The sequence below is a fragment of the Falcatimonas sp. MSJ-15 genome, assembly GCF_018918265.1.
Taxonomy (GTDB): domain Bacteria; phylum Bacillota; class Clostridia; order Lachnospirales; family Lachnospiraceae; genus Falcatimonas.
Genome location: NZ_JAHLQC010000005.1, coordinates 12,485 through 29,232, shown reverse-complemented (window position 1 = coordinate 29,232; position 16,748 = coordinate 12,485). Strand labels below are relative to the sequence as shown.

The following is a 16,748-nucleotide window of genomic DNA, read 5'->3' as shown; positions in this document are numbered from 1 at the left end:
TTATATATTCATTTTGCGCAAATCGTCAAATATTTCTATCATCTGCCACCTGCATGTCATCTTACTAATATATATTTTGCAAAACGCTTATATACAAAAAAAGCCTATATTACTAATATCGTTACTAATATGAGTATTATAAGCTTTTTCTAATTATTAAAATTTTCTAAAACGGTTGTATCTATTGTCTATCAGTTCTTCTACAGACTTACTCTGATATTGTATCATAAAGTCGGCTATCTTACGCTTCATATACATCATTACGTGATTCATTGTATCAGCATTAAGCACAGGAAATTCAGGAATTATTCGTTCAATTATTCCAAGTTCTTTAAGGTCTGCTGCTGTCATCTTCATCTTCTCTGCTGCTTCATGGGCTCTTGTATTATCTTTCCATAGAATTGAAGCAAATCCTTCCGGTGAGAGTACTGAGTATACTGAGTTCTCCATCATCCAGACTTCATCTGTGAGTGCAAGTGCAAGTGCTCCTCCACTTCCTCCTTCACCTGTTATTATTGATAAAAGTGGTGTCTTGACAGTAGACAGTTCAAACAGATTATTAGCTATGGCTCTTCCTTGCCCTCTCTCTTCTGCACCTATTCCAGGATATGCACCCGGTGTATCAACGAAGAAGATTATTGGTCTCCTAAATTTTTCTGCCTGTTTTATAAGTCTTAGAGATTTGCGATATCCTTCAGGATTAGACATACCAAAGTTACGCTTTATATTCTCTTTGGTTGTTGTTCCCTTTTGATGACCTATTACTGTAACCGGCTGGCCACCAAACATTGCTATTCCTCCGACTATTGATCCGTCATCACTATATAGCCTGTCTCCATGAAGTTCGTAGAAGTCTTTTGTAAGAGAATATATATAATCAAGTGCTGTCGGTCTGTCACTGCTTCTTGCGATTTCAACTCTATCCCATGCTGTATCTTTGCTGCTTTTTCGTTGTTTTTCTATATCTCTTTCTTCTTTATCTTCATCTATCTTCTTATGATAGATATCATCTAGATATTCCTTATACTTTCTCATAGAATCTCTCTTAGCAGACGTATGTAGTCTTAGCAGTTTTGCTAGTGTATCCCTTAGTTCTTCACGCTTTACTATATTATCAATAAAGCCATGTTCAAGAAGAAATTCTGATCTTTGAAATCCCTCTGGCAGTTCTTTACCTATTGTCTGTTTTATTACTCGTGGACCTGCAAATCCAACAAGTGCTTTTGGCTCTGCAAGAATTATATCACCAAGCATTGCAAAACTTGCTGTAACTCCACCGGTTGTCGGATCTGTGAGTACTGTTATGTAGAGTAATCCTGCATCTGAATGTCTCTTTAATGCCGCTGATGTCTTAGCCATCTGCATTAATGATACCATTCCTTCCTGCATTCTTGCACCACCAGAACATGTAAATATTATCACAGGCAACCTCATACTTGTCGCACGTTCAACTGCTCTTGTGAGTTTTTCACCTACTACATGTCCCATACTTCCCATAAGAAATCTTGTATCACATATACCAATTACAGTTTCTTTATCATCTATTTTTGCAACTCCTGTAACTATTGCTTCATCAATACCTGTATTTTCTTTTAGCTTTTCTATCTTTTTCAGATATCCGTCATATTCACACGGATTGTTCTCTATTAATCCCTTATCCCATTCTTCAAATGTTCCATTATCTACGATCATAGATATTCTCTGATATGCTCCAAGTTTAAAATAGTGACCACACTTTGGGCAGACCATATTTCCTGAATACAGATCTTCTGTCAGAATCATCTCATGGCATTTTTCACAGGCTGTATATAATCCGTCTGGAACACTTGGAATGTCTTCTGTTTTATAAATATTATTTTTTTGATTATTATTTTCTATTTCGTTATTTTTTTTAAATAATTCTTTTAATTTAATAGCCATAATTATCTTTTATAAAATCAGTTGTGATTTTACCCCCTGCAAAATTCTTATTATTCAAAATGTCATATTGGAAATCGAGATTGGTATCAATACCTTCTATTATTATCTCACCAAGAACACTTTTCAATTTGTTAATTACTTGTTCTCTGTCAGTATCGTATGCCATTACTTTTAATATCATAGAATCGTAATATGGCGGTATTGAATATCCTGTATATACTGCTGTATCAATTCTTACTCCATTACCTCCCGGTATGTGAAGTGTCTTTATCGTTCCCGGACATGGTGCAAAGTTTCTCTCAGGATTCTCAGCATTAATTCTTACTTCCATTGCATGTCCTCTAAGTTTTATATCTGATTGTGTATAATTAAGCTTCTCACCTGATGCTATCTTAATCTGTTCTTTTATAAGATCAAGCCCTGTTACTAATTCTGTAACACCATGTTCCACCTGTATTCTTGTATTTATCTCAATAAAATAAAAGTTATTATTTTTATCAAGAAGAAATTCTACTGTTCCGGCATTGGTATATCCTACAGCTTTGGCTGCCTTTATGGCTGTCTCACCCATCTTCTTACGAAGTTTTTCATCAATTGCATCTGATGGTGATTCTTCTATCATCTTCTGGTGTCGTCTTTGAACCGAACAATCTCTCTCACCAAGATGTATCACGTTACCATAATTGTCTGCAAGTATCTGAAATTCAACGTGTCTTGGATGTTCTATATATTTCTCTATATACATTGAATTGTCGCCAAAACCTTTAATAGTCTCTTGTTGGGCACTATTAAAATTTGCTATAAAATCTTCAGCGTTATATACAACCCTCATACCTTTTCCGCCACCACCAAGTGCGGCTTTTATCATAACCGGATATCCTATATCATCTGCAAACTTCTTGGCTAAGTGTGCTTCAAACAGTGGTTCATCTGTTCCTTCTATTATAGGTATTCCGGCTTTCTTCATCGTATTTCTGGCTTCTGATTTATTGCCCATCTTCGCAATTATATCTGATGATGGACCGACAAATGTTATATTACATTTCTCACATAGACCTACGAATTTGCTGTTCTCTGATAGAAAACCAAATCCAGGATGTATAGCATCTGCACCACTTGCTATCGTTGCACTTAATATTCTCTCCATATTAAGGTAACTGTCTGTGGCAGCAGCTTTGCCTATACATATAGATTCATCAGCAAGCTGCGTATGAAGTGAGTCTGCGTCTGCTTGTGAGTATACTGCTACTGTCTTTATTCCCATCTCTCTGCATGCTCTTATAATTCTAACAGCAATCTCGCCTCTATTTGCTATCAATAATTTGTTTATCATCCTCCATCTGCCACTCCTTCCCTATTAATCAATTGTTAAGTATTTGCAAAACTTTGCATTTTTATATTTTATGAAATCATAAATATAGTAAACTTTGCGTTTTTATATTTTATGAAATCATAAATGTAAGTTCTGCTTCTAATACTTTTTCATTATCTACATAAGCTTCTGCTTTGCCTATGCCTACCGGTCCTTTGCTTCTTATTATACTGACACTCATCTTAAGTTTGTCTCCCGGTACGACTTTTCTCTTGAATTTCGCTTTATTAATTCCTCCAAAATATGCTGTCTTGCCTTTATTTTCTTCTAATGACAGCATCGCAACTGCTCCAACCTGTGCACATGCTTCTATCTGAAGTACCCCCGGCATAACCGGTTCTTTTGGAAAATGTCCGGCAAAATATGGTTCGTCATATGTAATGCACTTATATCCTGTTGCTCTGACTCCCGGTTCTAATTCTTCTATTACATCCACTAAGAGAAATGGATGTCTGTGTGGAATTATCTCCATTATTTCCTTTGTTGTAAGCATAATTTAACCTTATCCTTTCTATATAGTAGATACCAATTATTTAATCTATAATGAATAATGGCTGTCCATATTCCACCATGTCTTCATTATTAACAAGAATCTGCTTTACTACACCATCATATTCGCTCTCTATCTCATTCATAAGTTTCATAGCTTCAATAATGCCTATTACCTGTCCTTTTTTTACTGTATCACCAACTTTAACCATTGGTTCATCTTCTGGTGATCCTGCTGTATAAAAAGTTCCAACAAGTGGAGATGTTATCTCTTTGCCTGATACTATCTCAGGTTCTGTCTTGCTATTATCAGCTGTTGTATCATTGTCTGCTGTCTCATTATTATTTATATTGTGCTTATTATTATCACAATTTACATTATTGTAATTATACAGATTATTCTCCAGGCTTTTTATTAATTCTGGATTGCTGCTTATATCCATTTTTTTGTCTGTCTCAAAATTCAGCTTTATATTACCATCATCAAGTGAAAAACTGCTAAGCGATGATTCTGATACAGCATCTATTAGTTTTAAAATATTATTTAAATCCATATCCATCAGCCTTTCTTACCTATCTATCCGTTATATTTTACTGCAAGAATACATGCGTTGTGTCCGCCAAATCCAAGTGAATTAGACATCGCTACATTAACATCCATATTAATTCCACAGTCTTTTACATAATCAAGATCCATCTCTTCTTCAGTCTCTTTAAGTCCTACATTAGGATGTATATATCCGTCTGTAATGGATTTTACCATTGTGATAAATTCTACTGCTCCGGCTGCTCCTAAGAGATGTCCTATCATAGATTTTGTTGAACTTATCTTCACATTCTTTGCTTCTTCCTTAAATGCAAGTTTTATAGCTCTTGTCTCAAATAAGTCATTATGATGTGTACTTGTTCCATGTGCATTGATATAATCAACTTCTGCCGGTGTAACACCTGCTTCTGTCATTGCTTTTTCCATTGCTTTTGCTGCTCCTTCACCATGTTCTTCTGGTGATGTTATATGATATGCATCACTTGTACAGCCATATCCTTTTATCTCTGCATATATCTTAGCACCTCTTTTTAGTGCATGTTCTAATTCTTCAATAACTACAATTCCTGCTCCTTCACCCATTACAAATCCATTTCTGTCTTTGTCAAATGGTATTGATGCTCTTAGTGGATCTTCGCTTGTAGATAATGCTGTAAGTGCATCAAATCCGCCAATTCCAAGTGGTGTTATATTACCTTCTGTTCCTCCTGCAAGGAATACATCTGCTTCACCACACTGTATACTTCTATATGCTTCTCCAATACTATTAGTTCCTGTAGCACATGCTGTTACTACATTGATACTCTTTCCTTTTAAGCCAAACTGTATAGCAACATTACCTGCTGCCATATTAGTTATCATAAGTGGTACTAAAAGCGGATTGATTCTAGATGGTCCTCTTTCAAGAAGTTTTTTGTGTTCTTTTTCCATTATGTCAAGGCTTCCAATACCTGATCCTATCGATGTTCCTATCATATATGGATCTTCTTGTGATATATTAAGTCCTGCATCTTCTATCGCTTCTTTTGCTGCTGCAACTGCGAATTGACTGAATCTCTCCATTCTCTTTGCTGATTTAAAATCCATATATTCTCTTGCGTCAAATCCTTTTACTTCTGCTGCAAGATGTGTCTTGAATTCAGTTGCATCAAACTGTGTTATTTTGTCAATTCCAACCTGTCCCTTTTTTACAGAGTTCCAAAATTCATCAACTGAAAGTCCTATAGGAGTTATCGCTCCCATGCCTGTTACTACAACTCTTCTCATTATATATTCATACCTCCGTCTACCGAGATTACCTGTCCTGTTATGTATGATGCTTCATCTGATACTAAAAATGCTACTGTCTTTGCTATGTCAGCTACATCTCCCATTCTTTTTAGTGGAATTGTTGCAAGAACTGATTCTTTGACATTATCACTAAGAACTTTTGTCATATCTGTATCTATATACCCCGGTGCTATTGCATTAACTGTAATTCCTTTTGATGCAAGTTCTTTTGCTGCCGATTTAGTAATTCCTATAACTCCTGCCTTAGATGCTGCATAGTTAACCTGTCCTGCATTACCTGCAATTCCTACAACTGAAGACATATTCACAATTCGTCCTTCCTTCTGCTTTAGCATCTGTCTTGATACATGTCTTATTGTATTAAAAGTTCCTTTTAAATTCACATTAATAACACTGTCAAAATCTTCTTCTGACATTCTCATAATAAGTCCATCTCTTGTAATTCCTGCATTATTAACAAGAATATCTATTCTTCCATATCTATTAATAATATCCTTAATCATATCTTCTACGGCTTTAAAATCTGCCACATCACACTTATATATCTCCCCATTGCCACAAGCATCTTTGATAGACTTAAGTGTATTAGCTGCGGCTTCTTCATTACCACCATAATTAATTATTACAGTTGCTCCGTTTTTTGCCAGTTCTTTTGCTACTGCTGCTCCAATTCCTCTGCCTGCACCTGTTATAAGAGCAACTTTACCTGATAAATCCACCATGTTATCTTCCCTCTCTTATTTTTTCCACATCTTCCACATTCTCTATATTAAAAGTATGTATATTATCTGCTCCCATATCTTTTGCTATTTTTTTAACAAATCCAGTCAAAATCTTACCTGGTCCTGCTTCTATATATTCTGTAACTCCATCTGTAATAAGTCTTCTTACTGACTGTTCAAATCTTACTGATGAATATACCTGTTTTGCCAAAAGTTCTTTTATATTTTTTGTATCATATATATATTCTGCATTATAATTAGCAATATATGGTGTTGTTATCTCATGTAATTCTATACTTTCAAGTTCTCTCTCAAGTTTGTCACCTGCACCTTTTAACATTACTGAATGAAAAGGTCCGCTTACATTAAGTTCTATAACTCTTCTTGCTCCGGCTGCTTTTAATGCTTCCATGCACTTTAATAACTGTTCCTTCTCTCCTGATATTACTATCTGTCCAGGGCAATTATAATTAGCTGCTGTAACTTTATCAAAACCACCATCATTAATACATTTTATAAGTTCCTCAGGTTTCATTCCTATTACTGCTGCCATTGAACCAAGTCCATGTGGTACTTCGTTCTCCATATATATTCCACGTTTTCTTACTATCTTACATCCATCTTCATACAGGATTGCTCCTGATGCTGTAATGGCACTGTATTCTCCAAGTGACAGACCTATATTGACATCTGATATAATTCCATTCTCTTTGAGTGCTCTAAGAATTGCTACTTCTGTTGTATATAGTGCAATCTGTGTATATTCTGTTTTGTTAAGAAGGTCATTTTCTTCAAATATAAGTTTTGTCATATCAATGCCCGTTACATCTGTCGCTATGTCAAAACATTCTTTACTGCATGCATAACTATCATAGAATGTTTTTCCCATTCCTGTATATTGTGCTCCCTGTCCCGGAAACATTATTACCGTCTTAGCCATTCCTCTGCCCTCTTTCTTATCACGTCTTCTGCTTCACTTACAACCTCTGTTATTATCTCTTTGCATGTTCGTTCTTCATTAACAAGTCCTGATATCTGACCTGCCATAACTGTTCCGTTCTTAACATCTCCCTCAACAACTGCTCTTCTTAATGATCCAAGAGTCATCCTCTCTAATGTCTCGAATTCTACTCCCTCTTTTTCAAGACGCTGATATTCTCTTGTCATTGTATTTCTAAGTGAACGGATTGGATGACCAAGGCTGCTGCCTGTTATAGTTGAGTCTATGTCTTTAGCTTTTATAACTCTCTCCTTATACTCTCTACTTACAGTTGACTCTTTTGCTACTATGAATGCTGTTCCCATCTGAACACCTTCTGCTCCAAGCATAAAAGCTGCTGCCATTCCTCTGCCATCTGCAATTCCGCCTGCTGCTATAACAGGAATATTAACTGCACTTACAACCTGTGGAACAAGTGCCATTGTTGTAAGCTCGCCTATATGACCACCTGATTCCATTCCTTCTGCTACAACAGCATCTGCACCAGCTCTCTCCATTATCTTCGCAAGTGCAACAGACGCTACAACAGGAATAACTTTAATTCCTGCTTCTTTCCATGCTTTCATATATTTTGCAGGATTACCTGCACCAGTTGTAACAGCATCAACTTTTTCTTCTATAACCACTTTAGCTATATCATCTGCATAATCGCTTAGAAGCATGATATTAACTCCTATTGGCTTGTCTGTTATCTGTCTTGCTATATGTATCTGTTCCCTTACCCACTCAGCAGGAGCATTGGCAGCACCGATGAAACCGATACCACCTGCTTCTGATACATTGGCTGACAGATTAGCATTAGCTACCCATGCCATTCCCCCTTGAATGACCGGATATTCTATATTTAACAATTCACATATTCTTGATCTCACTATACTATCCTGCCTTCCTCATTTATTCGTCTAATTAATAATTGTCATATTCTAGTCTTATTCAATTCCTTTAGCTGCAAGATAATCGCATACATCCTGAACAGTTGCAATCTTCTCAAGGTCTTCTGATGGAATCTCAATTGAATATTCTTCTTCAAGTGCCATAACAAACTGGAATAGATCTAATGAGTCTGCACCAAGGTCATTCTTAAAATCAGATTCTGGTCTAATCTCCGCTGTATCTACGTTTAACTGTTCTGCAATAATCTCTTTCATTCTTTCTAACATAATTAATTCTCCTTTTAATCTTATTCTACTATTTGTAATTACTAAGCTCATATTCACAAGCTAATTATCAGACATCCTGCTATATTGCAAGCTACCATTCTACTAATATTGCTCCCCAACTTAATCCTGCTCCGAATCCGGATATTATAGTCTTATCACCGGCTTTAATTCTTCCATTCTTCTTAAGTTCGTCTAAAAGTATTGGAATACTTGCTGCTGATGTATTACCATATTCCGACAGGTTCATAGGAAATCTTGTGATATCAACTTTAAGTTTCTTAGCTATTGCTTCTATTATTCTTCTGTTTGCCTGATGCAAGATAAACATTGTAACATCATTAATGTCTGTGCCTGTGTTTTGTAACACTTCCATTATCACCTGTGGCACTGTCCTTACAGCAAATGTAAAGACTTCTCTTCCATCCATTACTATATTATCTTTGTTGCATCTTAATACATCCGCCTGACTTCCGTCACTGTGAATCGTGACTGTTCCAACTGTATCTGACTTATCGCTGCTTATAACTGCAGCACCGGCACCATCGCCAAATAGGACACATACACTTCTATCGCTCCAGTCAAGATGCTGTGACATGACTTCTGCACCTATTATAAGAACATTCTTATATATACCTGCTCTAATATAAGCATCAGCTATACTATATGCATATATAAATCCTGTACATGCAACGCTTATATCAAAACATGCTGCTCTTAATGCACCGATCTCTCTTTGCACTAATGCTGCTGTGCTTGGAAATGGATAATCGGGACTTGATGTTGCGACAATTATCATATCAATATCAAGTACATCTATTCCGCAATCTGCAACTGCCATCTTACCTGCTTTTGATGCCATATAAGAAGTAGTCATATTATCTGCGATATGTCTGTTATGTATTCCCGTTCTGCTGCTTATCCATTCATCACTTGTATCAACAGTCTTTGCCAGGTCATCATTCGTTACAGTCTTAGGTGGAATAAATGCTCCTGTTCCTATAATTCTGACTCCCATCTCGCTCCTTCTCGCATTATCAGCCTAATCTCTTTGCAACTGATATGCTCTCTTTAATTGTATAGTTTGAATATCATATATTTTGATATTCAAACTATATTCAGTTATAATATGTTTTTCATGGATTGTCAAGAGTATTTTGATATTCAAACTATTTTTTGATTAAAAAAACTTGATGATTTGATTATATTGCAAATTATTAACTATCAATGTATTTTTTGATGCTTATTCCTATATATAGTACTCATTACCATAGCCCCAAGGCTTATTATCACGATTATCACAGCTTGTACAGTTTCTGTTCTTCTACTATCATACGTCTGAGGTGCTATATGAACATTCATATCACTTTGCTCTATATTAGTTGTTGTATTCTCACAAGACTCTATACTGTATATTTCAGCTTGCACATCTTCCCTGGTATCTTCTATTGTTGAAGTCTGTGTCTTATAATCTACTGTCTGAGTGCTTTCGATGTCATATACTTTATTATTATATACATTATCAGTTCCATCTGTATCTTTCTCATTATTAGATTGAGTGTTTGAAGCAATATTACTATTATTAATATTCTCTCTACTATTATCAGTGCTATTATTATCCTTGTTTAATTCTGCATTGCTTATATCACTATTTGATTCTGATGTAATTATCTCTACGTTTTCTTTTATATCTTTTACATTTTGAGTACTATTCTCTTTTTCTTCTGCCCTTTTATACTCTATATTATTATGAGTATCTTCTGAATAATTGTTACTATTATATGCCGGTATAAGTACACTTGAAAGTGCTGCTCTCTTATTAGCATCCTCGTCTATGAATATTGAGCCACATGCACAGATATAATATTCTATATTGCCACATCTATAAGCTGTTGGCTCGTTTGCTGGAATCTTCTTAATTATTACATGAATATGTGTCTCTTCCACATTAGTATCTGCTGCTTTATTATTCTGTGTTCTATCATTTTTAGCTGACACCATTATCATATTACTGTCTGCTATTATAACTATCATTATAGCAGGCAGTATTATTACCGATATTATGTATACTATAATAGCAGTCAATCGCTTTACCATAGTCTTCACCTTTCTCTTCTAACTTTCATTTGATAATTGCAAATCTTATATTAGTCATAGTTATCAACTGTGCATTTTTACATTATTACAGGCAACAGTCTTTTCAGTTTCAGTCTATGTATATTATCGGTATTATAAGATGATGGTTTGATGATTGTGTTTTACTATTTTTAAGATAGTAGATTAATTATAGCATTTTACTATCTTTTATCGTATCTGCTATATTTTTTAATGCTGCTTCATCATATTCAAAGTATTCTCTTCCTGTCTCTCTCTTAGCTCCTATCTTGTTATAAAATCCAATTGATGGCATGTTCCAATCAAGACAGCTCCATTCCATTCCTGTATATCCTTCTGATATTATTATCTCTGATATCTTTGCAAAAAAACGTCTGCCTAGTCCATTACCTCTAAATTGTTCTTTTATATAAAAATCTTCAAGATGTACTTTTGCTCTTGCTGCAAATGATGCGAATATCGGATAATATATTGCATATCCTATTACCTCTTCATCCCTCTCCATTAAAAGTACAGTTGCTATATTTCTCTCAAATAACTGATATCTTAGTTCTTCGATAGTTGCTGTCATATCCTGTGGTCTTTTTTCATACTCTGCAAGTCCCATTATCATCTTTTTTATTGTATCTATATCTTCTGGCATTGCTTTTCTGATAATTATATTGTCTTTATGTGTCATATTAATCTCCAATCTTATTTTTATATAAATTTTTCATTTTTTATATAGGATATTTTTATAATTTTTTTCTCATAATAATCTCATCTTCATCTGTTTCTACAATTATAAATCCCAGATTCTCATACAATCGTTTAGCAGCTATATTTCCTTCAATATAACATAATACAACTTCTGAATATCTTCCTTCTTCTTTCATTTTTTCTAAAATAAGCTTCACTGCTTTTTTTCCATATCCCTTTTGTTGATATCTTTTATCTATAAACAATTGACTAAAATCATAAGCATTAAGTTCTTCACAATCATAGTACAGTGCCATTCCTAATGGTATATTGTCATCATAGATTATACAAGCATAACTATTTTCATTACGGTAAGCATATGCTCTTGCTAATAATCCTGCCTGACTTGACACATAATCCTGCTGTTCTTCAGCTACTTTTAATTCTATTCGCCAATTATCCGGTGTTATCTCTTCTAATCGTACCATCTTAATATCTCCAGTTCTATTTTTTTATTCTTCTCCAACTAATTTTACGACTGTCATATCGTGGTGCATTGCCTTAAGCAGTGAACCAAACATATCTTTTGTACGTATCTTAAGACTTGAAGTATTAATGCATGGATGGCATCCTACATATTCACCTTTTAATACATCTTCATCTACTATAAGCCTCACTGCATTATCTTTATCATTCATAAGACCAAGTATGCTTACTGAACCAGGTGTAATATCAAGATACTGTAACATATATTGGGGTTCTGCAAAGCTTAATCTTGAACAACCAAGCTGACCTGTAAGTTCTTTTGTCTTAAATATCTTATCTCCAGGCATCATTAACAGATAGAATTGTGTATGTTGTCTGTTACATAAGAATAGATTTTTACATACTACAGCTTCTAATATTGCATCAATCCGAAGGCAGTCTTCCATTGTATTGGCATTAGCATCCGGATGATCACATCTATAATACTCGAGGTTTAAACTGTCTAATAATTCATAGCATCTTTTTTCCTTATCAAGTCTTGTGTCCACGTTAAGTGGTCTTCCTTTTTCAAGTTTCAATTCCATTTTTGTCCTCTTCTTTCATATATCAGCTTTTTGTATTTTTTCTATTATACATTGATGTTTTTTTGTTTTTTTATCATAATTTATTCCTACAAGTAAAATTTTTCCTGTATATCTGCTTATTGAATTTGGATATTTATTATCTTTTATCTGCATTATAGCTGTTTTGGCATCTTTATTCCATTTTAATTCTACTATAAGTGCAGGATAATCTTCTATATATTCCGGTTTTGGAAGAAATACAAAATCTGCAAAACCTCTTCCCGAAGGTAATTCTCTTACAGGTTTAAAATAATATTGCATAGCACTTAGATATCCTATTGATAATATGCCACTTAATGAGTTTTCACTATTGTAATGAATTGCAGAAGCGTAATCCATGTGTATCTCTTCTATATATTCTGCTACCATATCAGAATCCATATCAAGTGTTGCATCTAATAAATTTTGAGATTTTTGCCAGAATTCTATCATCTCAGTCCATTTTCTTCGTTTTGTGGCTCTTGTAAATTCTTCTCGTATCTCTTCATTAGGTATAAAAGCTTCCTTCATCTTAGCATCATAAGCAAGATAGCCAAGATGTATAAGATATGTAAGTACATCATTCTTATCCAAAAAATTGACTGTATCATTTTGAAATGATGTTACATCTACTTCCACTGAATTACCTGATAGCATCTCAATTATATCTGCTCTCAATCCATCAAAGTCCATATTTATAAGTGGAACTATTGTCTCATACGAACCGGTAACAGACCAATAACTTTGGTATTCTCCAGAAAGCATTAGACCTACTATTGCATTTGGATTATATAAATGATATCCTGCTAATTGATAACCATCATACCATATTTTGGCTTTTTCAAAGTCCTGATTATACTTCTCACATAATTTTTTTACTTCGTCTTCCGTAAAACCTACATATGGCGATATCGCTCCTGCATTAAGCATTGAAAATTGTGAAAAATTATTTAGTGCTGACTGTGTTTTTAATTTTTTTATTGGTAAAATTCCCGTTAAATATGCCAATTTTATATATTTAGTCGGTTCTGTTCCTTTAAACATTCCTCTAAGAAAATTAATATACGCCTCCTGTATTCTTTCATTACCTGATTCATCACGAATAAGTACATCCCACTCATCAATGATTATTATGAATTTTCTTCCTGTCTTATCATTAATACATGCTAGTGCCTCGGGTAATGATTGTATCTGCTTTGGCAATTCTTCTGAATATATGTCTTTTAATTCTTTTAGCACCTTCTCTACAATATATGACACAACATTCTCTGCTCCTCCCGCCGGTTCCATACACCATTGGACATCAAAATGTATAACATCATATTTGTTAATATGTTTTTCAAAATCCTCACTTTTTGATATCTGCAGATTTTCAAACAGTTTCTTAGAATCGCATCCTCTGCTATAATAAGCTGTAAGCATATTGGCTGTAATGGATTTGCCAAACCTTCTTGGTCTGCTATTACATATATATCCCTGCAGTGTATCCATTACTTTGTTGGTATAATCTAATAAACCTGTCTTATCAACATATATCTCAGAATTAAGTGCAACTTTCCATGCTTCGTTTCCTGAATTAACAAACATTCCCATTCTATATCACTCCCCATCTTCCTAGATTTTTTCTCTTTTATCTTTTTATATTTTAACTTTATTTTTAATGTTTGTCTAGTTAACTCACAAAAACATATATTAACTAAATTAGTTTTTTAGCTTTCAATCTAAGATTTCTAATTATATATGTGGCTATTATATATTGTATTTTTTCTATTTAGATATAAGAATTTAGATGTAAAAATTTAGATACAAAAAATTTAGACATAAAAATTAGATATAAACAATTATATATAAAAAAGGGAAGTGATTAGTTCTCACTTCCGCTTTTTATTCATATTCTATTTTGTAATCTGAAATGTTCTTGTTATTGGGGCTGCCTGATAATTACCGCCCACTGTTACTACTGTAACCACATAACGTCCTGCCTGTGTTGGAGCTGTTGTTGTACTTGAATATATCTTACCTTTACTTGTAAATCCACTGTAAAGATATCTTACATTATCCTGAACAATATCTGTATTACCTTCGTATGATACTGTTGCTCCAAAATCAAATTCTAATGCCTCAGACTCTGTCATCTTACCCTGAATCTGCTCATTCCAGTTTAATTTTACACCTTTAGTACGCATCTTTAACCTTAATATTCCGACTCCAAGTCCTGTATTATAGTTCTTGCTGTCTGTAATAGTTGTTACATTATATACCCCTGCTCTATTTGGTGTGCCAAATCCTACTCTTATTCCATCTGCAACTGATGGCATCTTATTGATTATTGTCATAATCTGTCCTAGTATACCTGTGTCAATATTAAGTTTGTCAAGAATATCTAAAAGTTCCTGTGTATTAAAGATCTCTCTTAATTCTCCAACTGTAACTCCATCCTGCATCATCTGTGAAAATGTCTTGCCATATATCTTCTCCATCACTGGATCTAATAACTTTAATACAGCTGTACTTGTATATTTCTCTGGAAGTTCAAGATATACTCCAAGATTAACATTACTTGATACTCCTGTATATACTGTATAGATGTCAAATCTATCTGCCGGATTAGTTGTCACCATATCTGTAACTGTCTCATCTGCATATAAAGTCTTACTATTTACTTTTACTTTTACCTTAGCTTTTGCTACTGTTACTGCTGCCTCTGTAGCCTGACTTGCACGATACTGTGCATTACCTTTATATGTAAGACGAATTTTTTGCTCACCTGCGCTAAGATTCTCGTATGTAAGAAAGTTAACCGTTCCACCTTCAATTGGTGCCCACTGTTTAACTCCACCAGAGATTCCGCCTACTGTATTCTCACCATAATATTCCATTGTAAAATCATCTATTGTAAGTGTATCTTTATCTGGAAGTGTACTATTCTCCCAATCAATTACATTATCAAATATCTGCTGTTTTACAACATCTGCATCCATATTGTAAGTAAATGTAACATTCTCTTTACATAAAACTGCACTGTTAAGACGATTATCATTAAGCTCAACATTAACTTCTACTGATGTTCCTTTGTATTCTCTGTTTCCTGCCCATGATATCTGAATTGTCCAATTACCTGGTCCAAACTTAGTGAATGTACTTGTCCAATCTGTTGTATTAAGTGGCTGCCAATTCTTGATTATATCTGTTCCGGCATTATATTTTATAACAACATCTTCATAATTAACTGTCTCAGGTGTTACTGATTCAATTACTGCATCATAGATTACTCTTGCAGTTGCATCATAATCATAATTAGTTGCATCACTGAATTTGAAATCTACTTTATATGGTGCTTCTGCTACATTAAAAGATGATTCTTCACGTCCTTTTACTGTTAATGTTGTCTCTGCCTGTGCTTTAAAATATTCTTCATTACCAGCATAAGTTATACGAATTCTCTGCTCGCCTTCTGGAAGTCCTGGATATTCAAGTCCATTAACTTTACCACCTTCTACTGGTACCCATGCACGTCCAAGGTTACCTACTGCACCTGTCTTGGCTGTTGCATAATATTCTATTGTTATGTCTGAAAGTGTAAGTCCTTCTGGTATAGTATTATCTGTATCTACTGTATTCTCAAAGATCTCTTCAAGAAGTCTGTCATAATCTACACTTAAGTCTTCATTATATGTAAGTGCTACTGATACATTGTCCTTTAATATGATTGATGTTTGTAATTTCGCTGCTTTTTCAAATTTTACTTCTGTTGTTGTTCCTGCGATACGAACACTGTATGTTCCATCTGAATTATCGCTAAGTGCCTTGTGTGTAAATGTTACTTTTGAAAAACCAATCTTCTTCTCAGATGTAAAGCCATTAATACTTCCCCATGCTGTATTAGTTGTGAGTGCTCCAAGTTTACCTGTTCCTTCACATGAATATTCCCATTCAATGCTCTGAAGATCTACTTCATCTGCGTTCTTGATTAACGCCTTGCCAAGTATCTCTTTAACTAATGACTCATCTGCTCCTTCCGGAATTATTCCTATTCCATCCTGAAGTTCTAACTGTGTGTCTACACTATACTGTGTAATTACGTTCGTAGTTGTTGTGATTGCCTCTGCTGCGAATGTAGTCTGTTCTAATGGCTGAACTAACATTGCTGTTGTCAGTGTAACAGCCACCGCTTTGGTAATTTTTCTCTTTTGCATATTTCTTTCCTATTCTTTCTTTGATTTTTACTTCTACTTTATTCATTTAATATTTTTAGCATATCTGATATCTAAATGAATAAGTGAGTATAACAAGATTGTTAGCACCTATGACATTATACTATATTTTTTATTTAATACAAGGGTTATCTTAATAAATTTTGTATTAATTTG

Annotated in this window: 16 protein-coding genes; all 16 read right to left on the bottom strand. The window is 34.3% G+C overall.

From position 1 onward, the window contains the following. Positions 1–156: 156 nt before the first annotated feature. Positions 157–1,920, bottom strand: coding sequence for an acetyl-CoA carboxylase carboxyltransferase subunit alpha (locus KQI85_RS04920; RefSeq protein ID WP_216574985.1), 1,764 nt, complete (start codon positions 1,918–1,920; stop codon positions 157–159). Next, on the bottom strand, positions 1,910–3,253 hold the full coding sequence (locus tag KQI85_RS04915) for an acetyl-CoA carboxylase biotin carboxylase subunit (RefSeq protein ID WP_216574984.1): 1,344 nt from the start codon (positions 3,251–3,253) through the stop codon (positions 1,910–1,912). The genes KQI85_RS04920 and KQI85_RS04915 overlap by 11 nt, the downstream gene beginning before the upstream one ends. A gap of 109 nt (positions 3,254–3,362) precedes the next feature. Continuing rightward, positions 3,363–3,785 (bottom strand): 3-hydroxyacyl-ACP dehydratase FabZ, encoded by a 423-nt coding sequence (gene fabZ / locus KQI85_RS04910; RefSeq protein WP_216574983.1) that lies wholly within the window; start codon positions 3,783–3,785, stop codon positions 3,363–3,365. 40 nt (positions 3,786–3,825) lie between these two features. Further along, positions 3,826–4,335, bottom strand: a complete 510-nt coding sequence (accB, locus tag KQI85_RS04905; protein ID WP_216574982.1) for an acetyl-CoA carboxylase biotin carboxyl carrier protein — start codon at positions 4,333–4,335, stop codon at positions 3,826–3,828. Positions 4,336–4,358: 23 nt separating this feature from the next. Beyond that, positions 4,359–5,597: a beta-ketoacyl-ACP synthase II gene (gene fabF / locus KQI85_RS04900; RefSeq protein WP_216575124.1), complete on the bottom strand. Its 1,239-nt coding sequence runs from the start codon at positions 5,595–5,597 to the stop codon at positions 4,359–4,361. After that, positions 5,594–6,340: a 3-oxoacyl-[acyl-carrier-protein] reductase gene (fabG, locus tag KQI85_RS04895; protein ID WP_216574981.1), complete on the bottom strand. Its 747-nt coding sequence runs from the start codon at positions 6,338–6,340 to the stop codon at positions 5,594–5,596. Before fabG ends, fabF begins: the two co-directional genes overlap by 4 nt. Position 6,341: 1 nt before the next feature. After that, positions 6,342–7,280 (bottom strand): ACP S-malonyltransferase, encoded by a 939-nt coding sequence (gene fabD / locus KQI85_RS04890; protein ID WP_216574980.1) that lies wholly within the window; start codon positions 7,278–7,280, stop codon positions 6,342–6,344. Then, the gene (fabK, locus tag KQI85_RS04885) at positions 7,265–8,212 is read right to left on the bottom strand and encodes an enoyl-[acyl-carrier-protein] reductase FabK (RefSeq protein ID WP_216574979.1); all 948 of its coding nucleotides are present in this window, start codon (positions 8,210–8,212) and stop codon (positions 7,265–7,267) included. The genes fabD and fabK overlap by 16 nt, the downstream gene beginning before the upstream one ends. 57 nt (positions 8,213–8,269) lie before the next feature. Further along, entirely contained in the window at positions 8,270–8,500 is a 231-nt protein-coding gene (acpP, locus tag KQI85_RS04880; RefSeq protein ID WP_216574978.1) for an acyl carrier protein, read from the bottom strand. Between the two features lie 91 nt (positions 8,501–8,591). Next, complete coding sequence (locus KQI85_RS04875) at positions 8,592–9,515, bottom strand: beta-ketoacyl-ACP synthase III (protein WP_216574977.1); 924 nt, start codon at positions 9,513–9,515, stop codon at positions 8,592–8,594. A 206-nt stretch (positions 9,516–9,721) separates the two neighbouring features. Beyond that, a complete protein-coding gene (locus KQI85_RS04870; RefSeq protein WP_216574976.1) occupies positions 9,722–10,594 on the bottom strand; it encodes a hypothetical protein in 873 nt (290 codons plus the stop codon). Positions 10,595–10,781: 187 nt separating this feature from the next. Then, the gene (locus KQI85_RS04865) at positions 10,782–11,291 is read right to left on the bottom strand and encodes a GNAT family N-acetyltransferase (RefSeq protein WP_216574975.1); all 510 of its coding nucleotides are present in this window, start codon (positions 11,289–11,291) and stop codon (positions 10,782–10,784) included. A gap of 55 nt (positions 11,292–11,346) precedes the next feature. Further along, positions 11,347–11,778 (bottom strand): N-acetyltransferase, encoded by a 432-nt coding sequence (locus tag KQI85_RS04860; RefSeq protein WP_216574974.1) that lies wholly within the window; start codon positions 11,776–11,778, stop codon positions 11,347–11,349. A 24-nt stretch (positions 11,779–11,802) separates the two neighbouring features. Further along, positions 11,803–12,360 (bottom strand): prolyl-tRNA synthetase associated domain-containing protein, encoded by a 558-nt coding sequence (locus tag KQI85_RS04855; protein ID WP_371820551.1) that lies wholly within the window; start codon positions 12,358–12,360, stop codon positions 11,803–11,805. A gap of 15 nt (positions 12,361–12,375) precedes the next feature. Continuing rightward, positions 12,376–13,971: an AAA family ATPase gene (locus KQI85_RS04850; RefSeq protein ID WP_216574973.1), complete on the bottom strand. Its 1,596-nt coding sequence runs from the start codon at positions 13,969–13,971 to the stop codon at positions 12,376–12,378. Positions 13,972–14,273: 302 nt separating this feature from the next. Further along, on the bottom strand, positions 14,274–16,574 hold the full coding sequence (locus tag KQI85_RS04845; RefSeq protein WP_216574972.1) for a hypothetical protein: 2,301 nt from the start codon (positions 16,572–16,574) through the stop codon (positions 14,274–14,276). Positions 16,575–16,748: the final 174 nt, after the last annotated feature.

Excerpts from the sequence above, each read along its gene's own strand:
- KQI85_RS04920 (WP_216574985.1), bottom strand. The coding sequence starts at position 1,920 with ATGGCTATTAAATTAAAAGAATTATTTAAAAAAAATAACGAAATAGAA.
- KQI85_RS04915 (WP_216574984.1), bottom strand. The coding sequence starts at position 3,253 with ATGATAAACAAATTATTGATAGCAAATAGAGGCGAGATTGCTGTTAGA.
- fabZ (WP_216574983.1), bottom strand. The coding sequence starts at position 3,785 with ATGCTTACAACAAAGGAAATAATGGAGATAATTCCACACAGACATCCA.
- accB (WP_216574982.1), bottom strand. The coding sequence starts at position 4,335 with ATGGATTTAAATAATATTTTAAAACTAATAGATGCTGTATCAGAATCA.
- fabG (WP_216574981.1), bottom strand. The coding sequence starts at position 6,340 with ATGGTGGATTTATCAGGTAAAGTTGCTCTTATAACAGGTGCAGGCAGA.
- fabD (WP_216574980.1), bottom strand. The coding sequence starts at position 7,280 with ATGGCTAAGACGGTAATAATGTTTCCGGGACAGGGAGCACAATATACA.
- acpP (WP_216574978.1), bottom strand. The coding sequence starts at position 8,500 with ATGTTAGAAAGAATGAAAGAGATTATTGCAGAACAGTTAAACGTAGAT.
- KQI85_RS04875 (WP_216574977.1), bottom strand. The coding sequence starts at position 9,515 with ATGGGAGTCAGAATTATAGGAACAGGAGCATTTATTCCACCTAAGACT.
- KQI85_RS04870 (WP_216574976.1), bottom strand. The coding sequence starts at position 10,594 with ATGGTAAAGCGATTGACTGCTATTATAGTATACATAATATCGGTAATA.
- KQI85_RS04865 (WP_216574975.1), bottom strand. The coding sequence starts at position 11,291 with ATGACACATAAAGACAATATAATTATCAGAAAAGCAATGCCAGAAGAT.
- KQI85_RS04860 (WP_216574974.1), bottom strand. The coding sequence starts at position 11,778 with ATGGTACGATTAGAAGAGATAACACCGGATAATTGGCGAATAGAATTA.
- KQI85_RS04855 (WP_371820551.1), bottom strand. The coding sequence starts at position 12,360 with ATGGAATTGAAACTTGAAAAAGGAAGACCACTTAACGTGGACACAAGA.
- KQI85_RS04850 (WP_216574973.1), bottom strand. The coding sequence starts at position 13,971 with ATGGGAATGTTTGTTAATTCAGGAAACGAAGCATGGAAAGTTGCACTT.
- KQI85_RS04845 (WP_216574972.1), bottom strand. The coding sequence starts at position 16,574 with ATGCAAAAGAGAAAAATTACCAAAGCGGTGGCTGTTACACTGACAACA.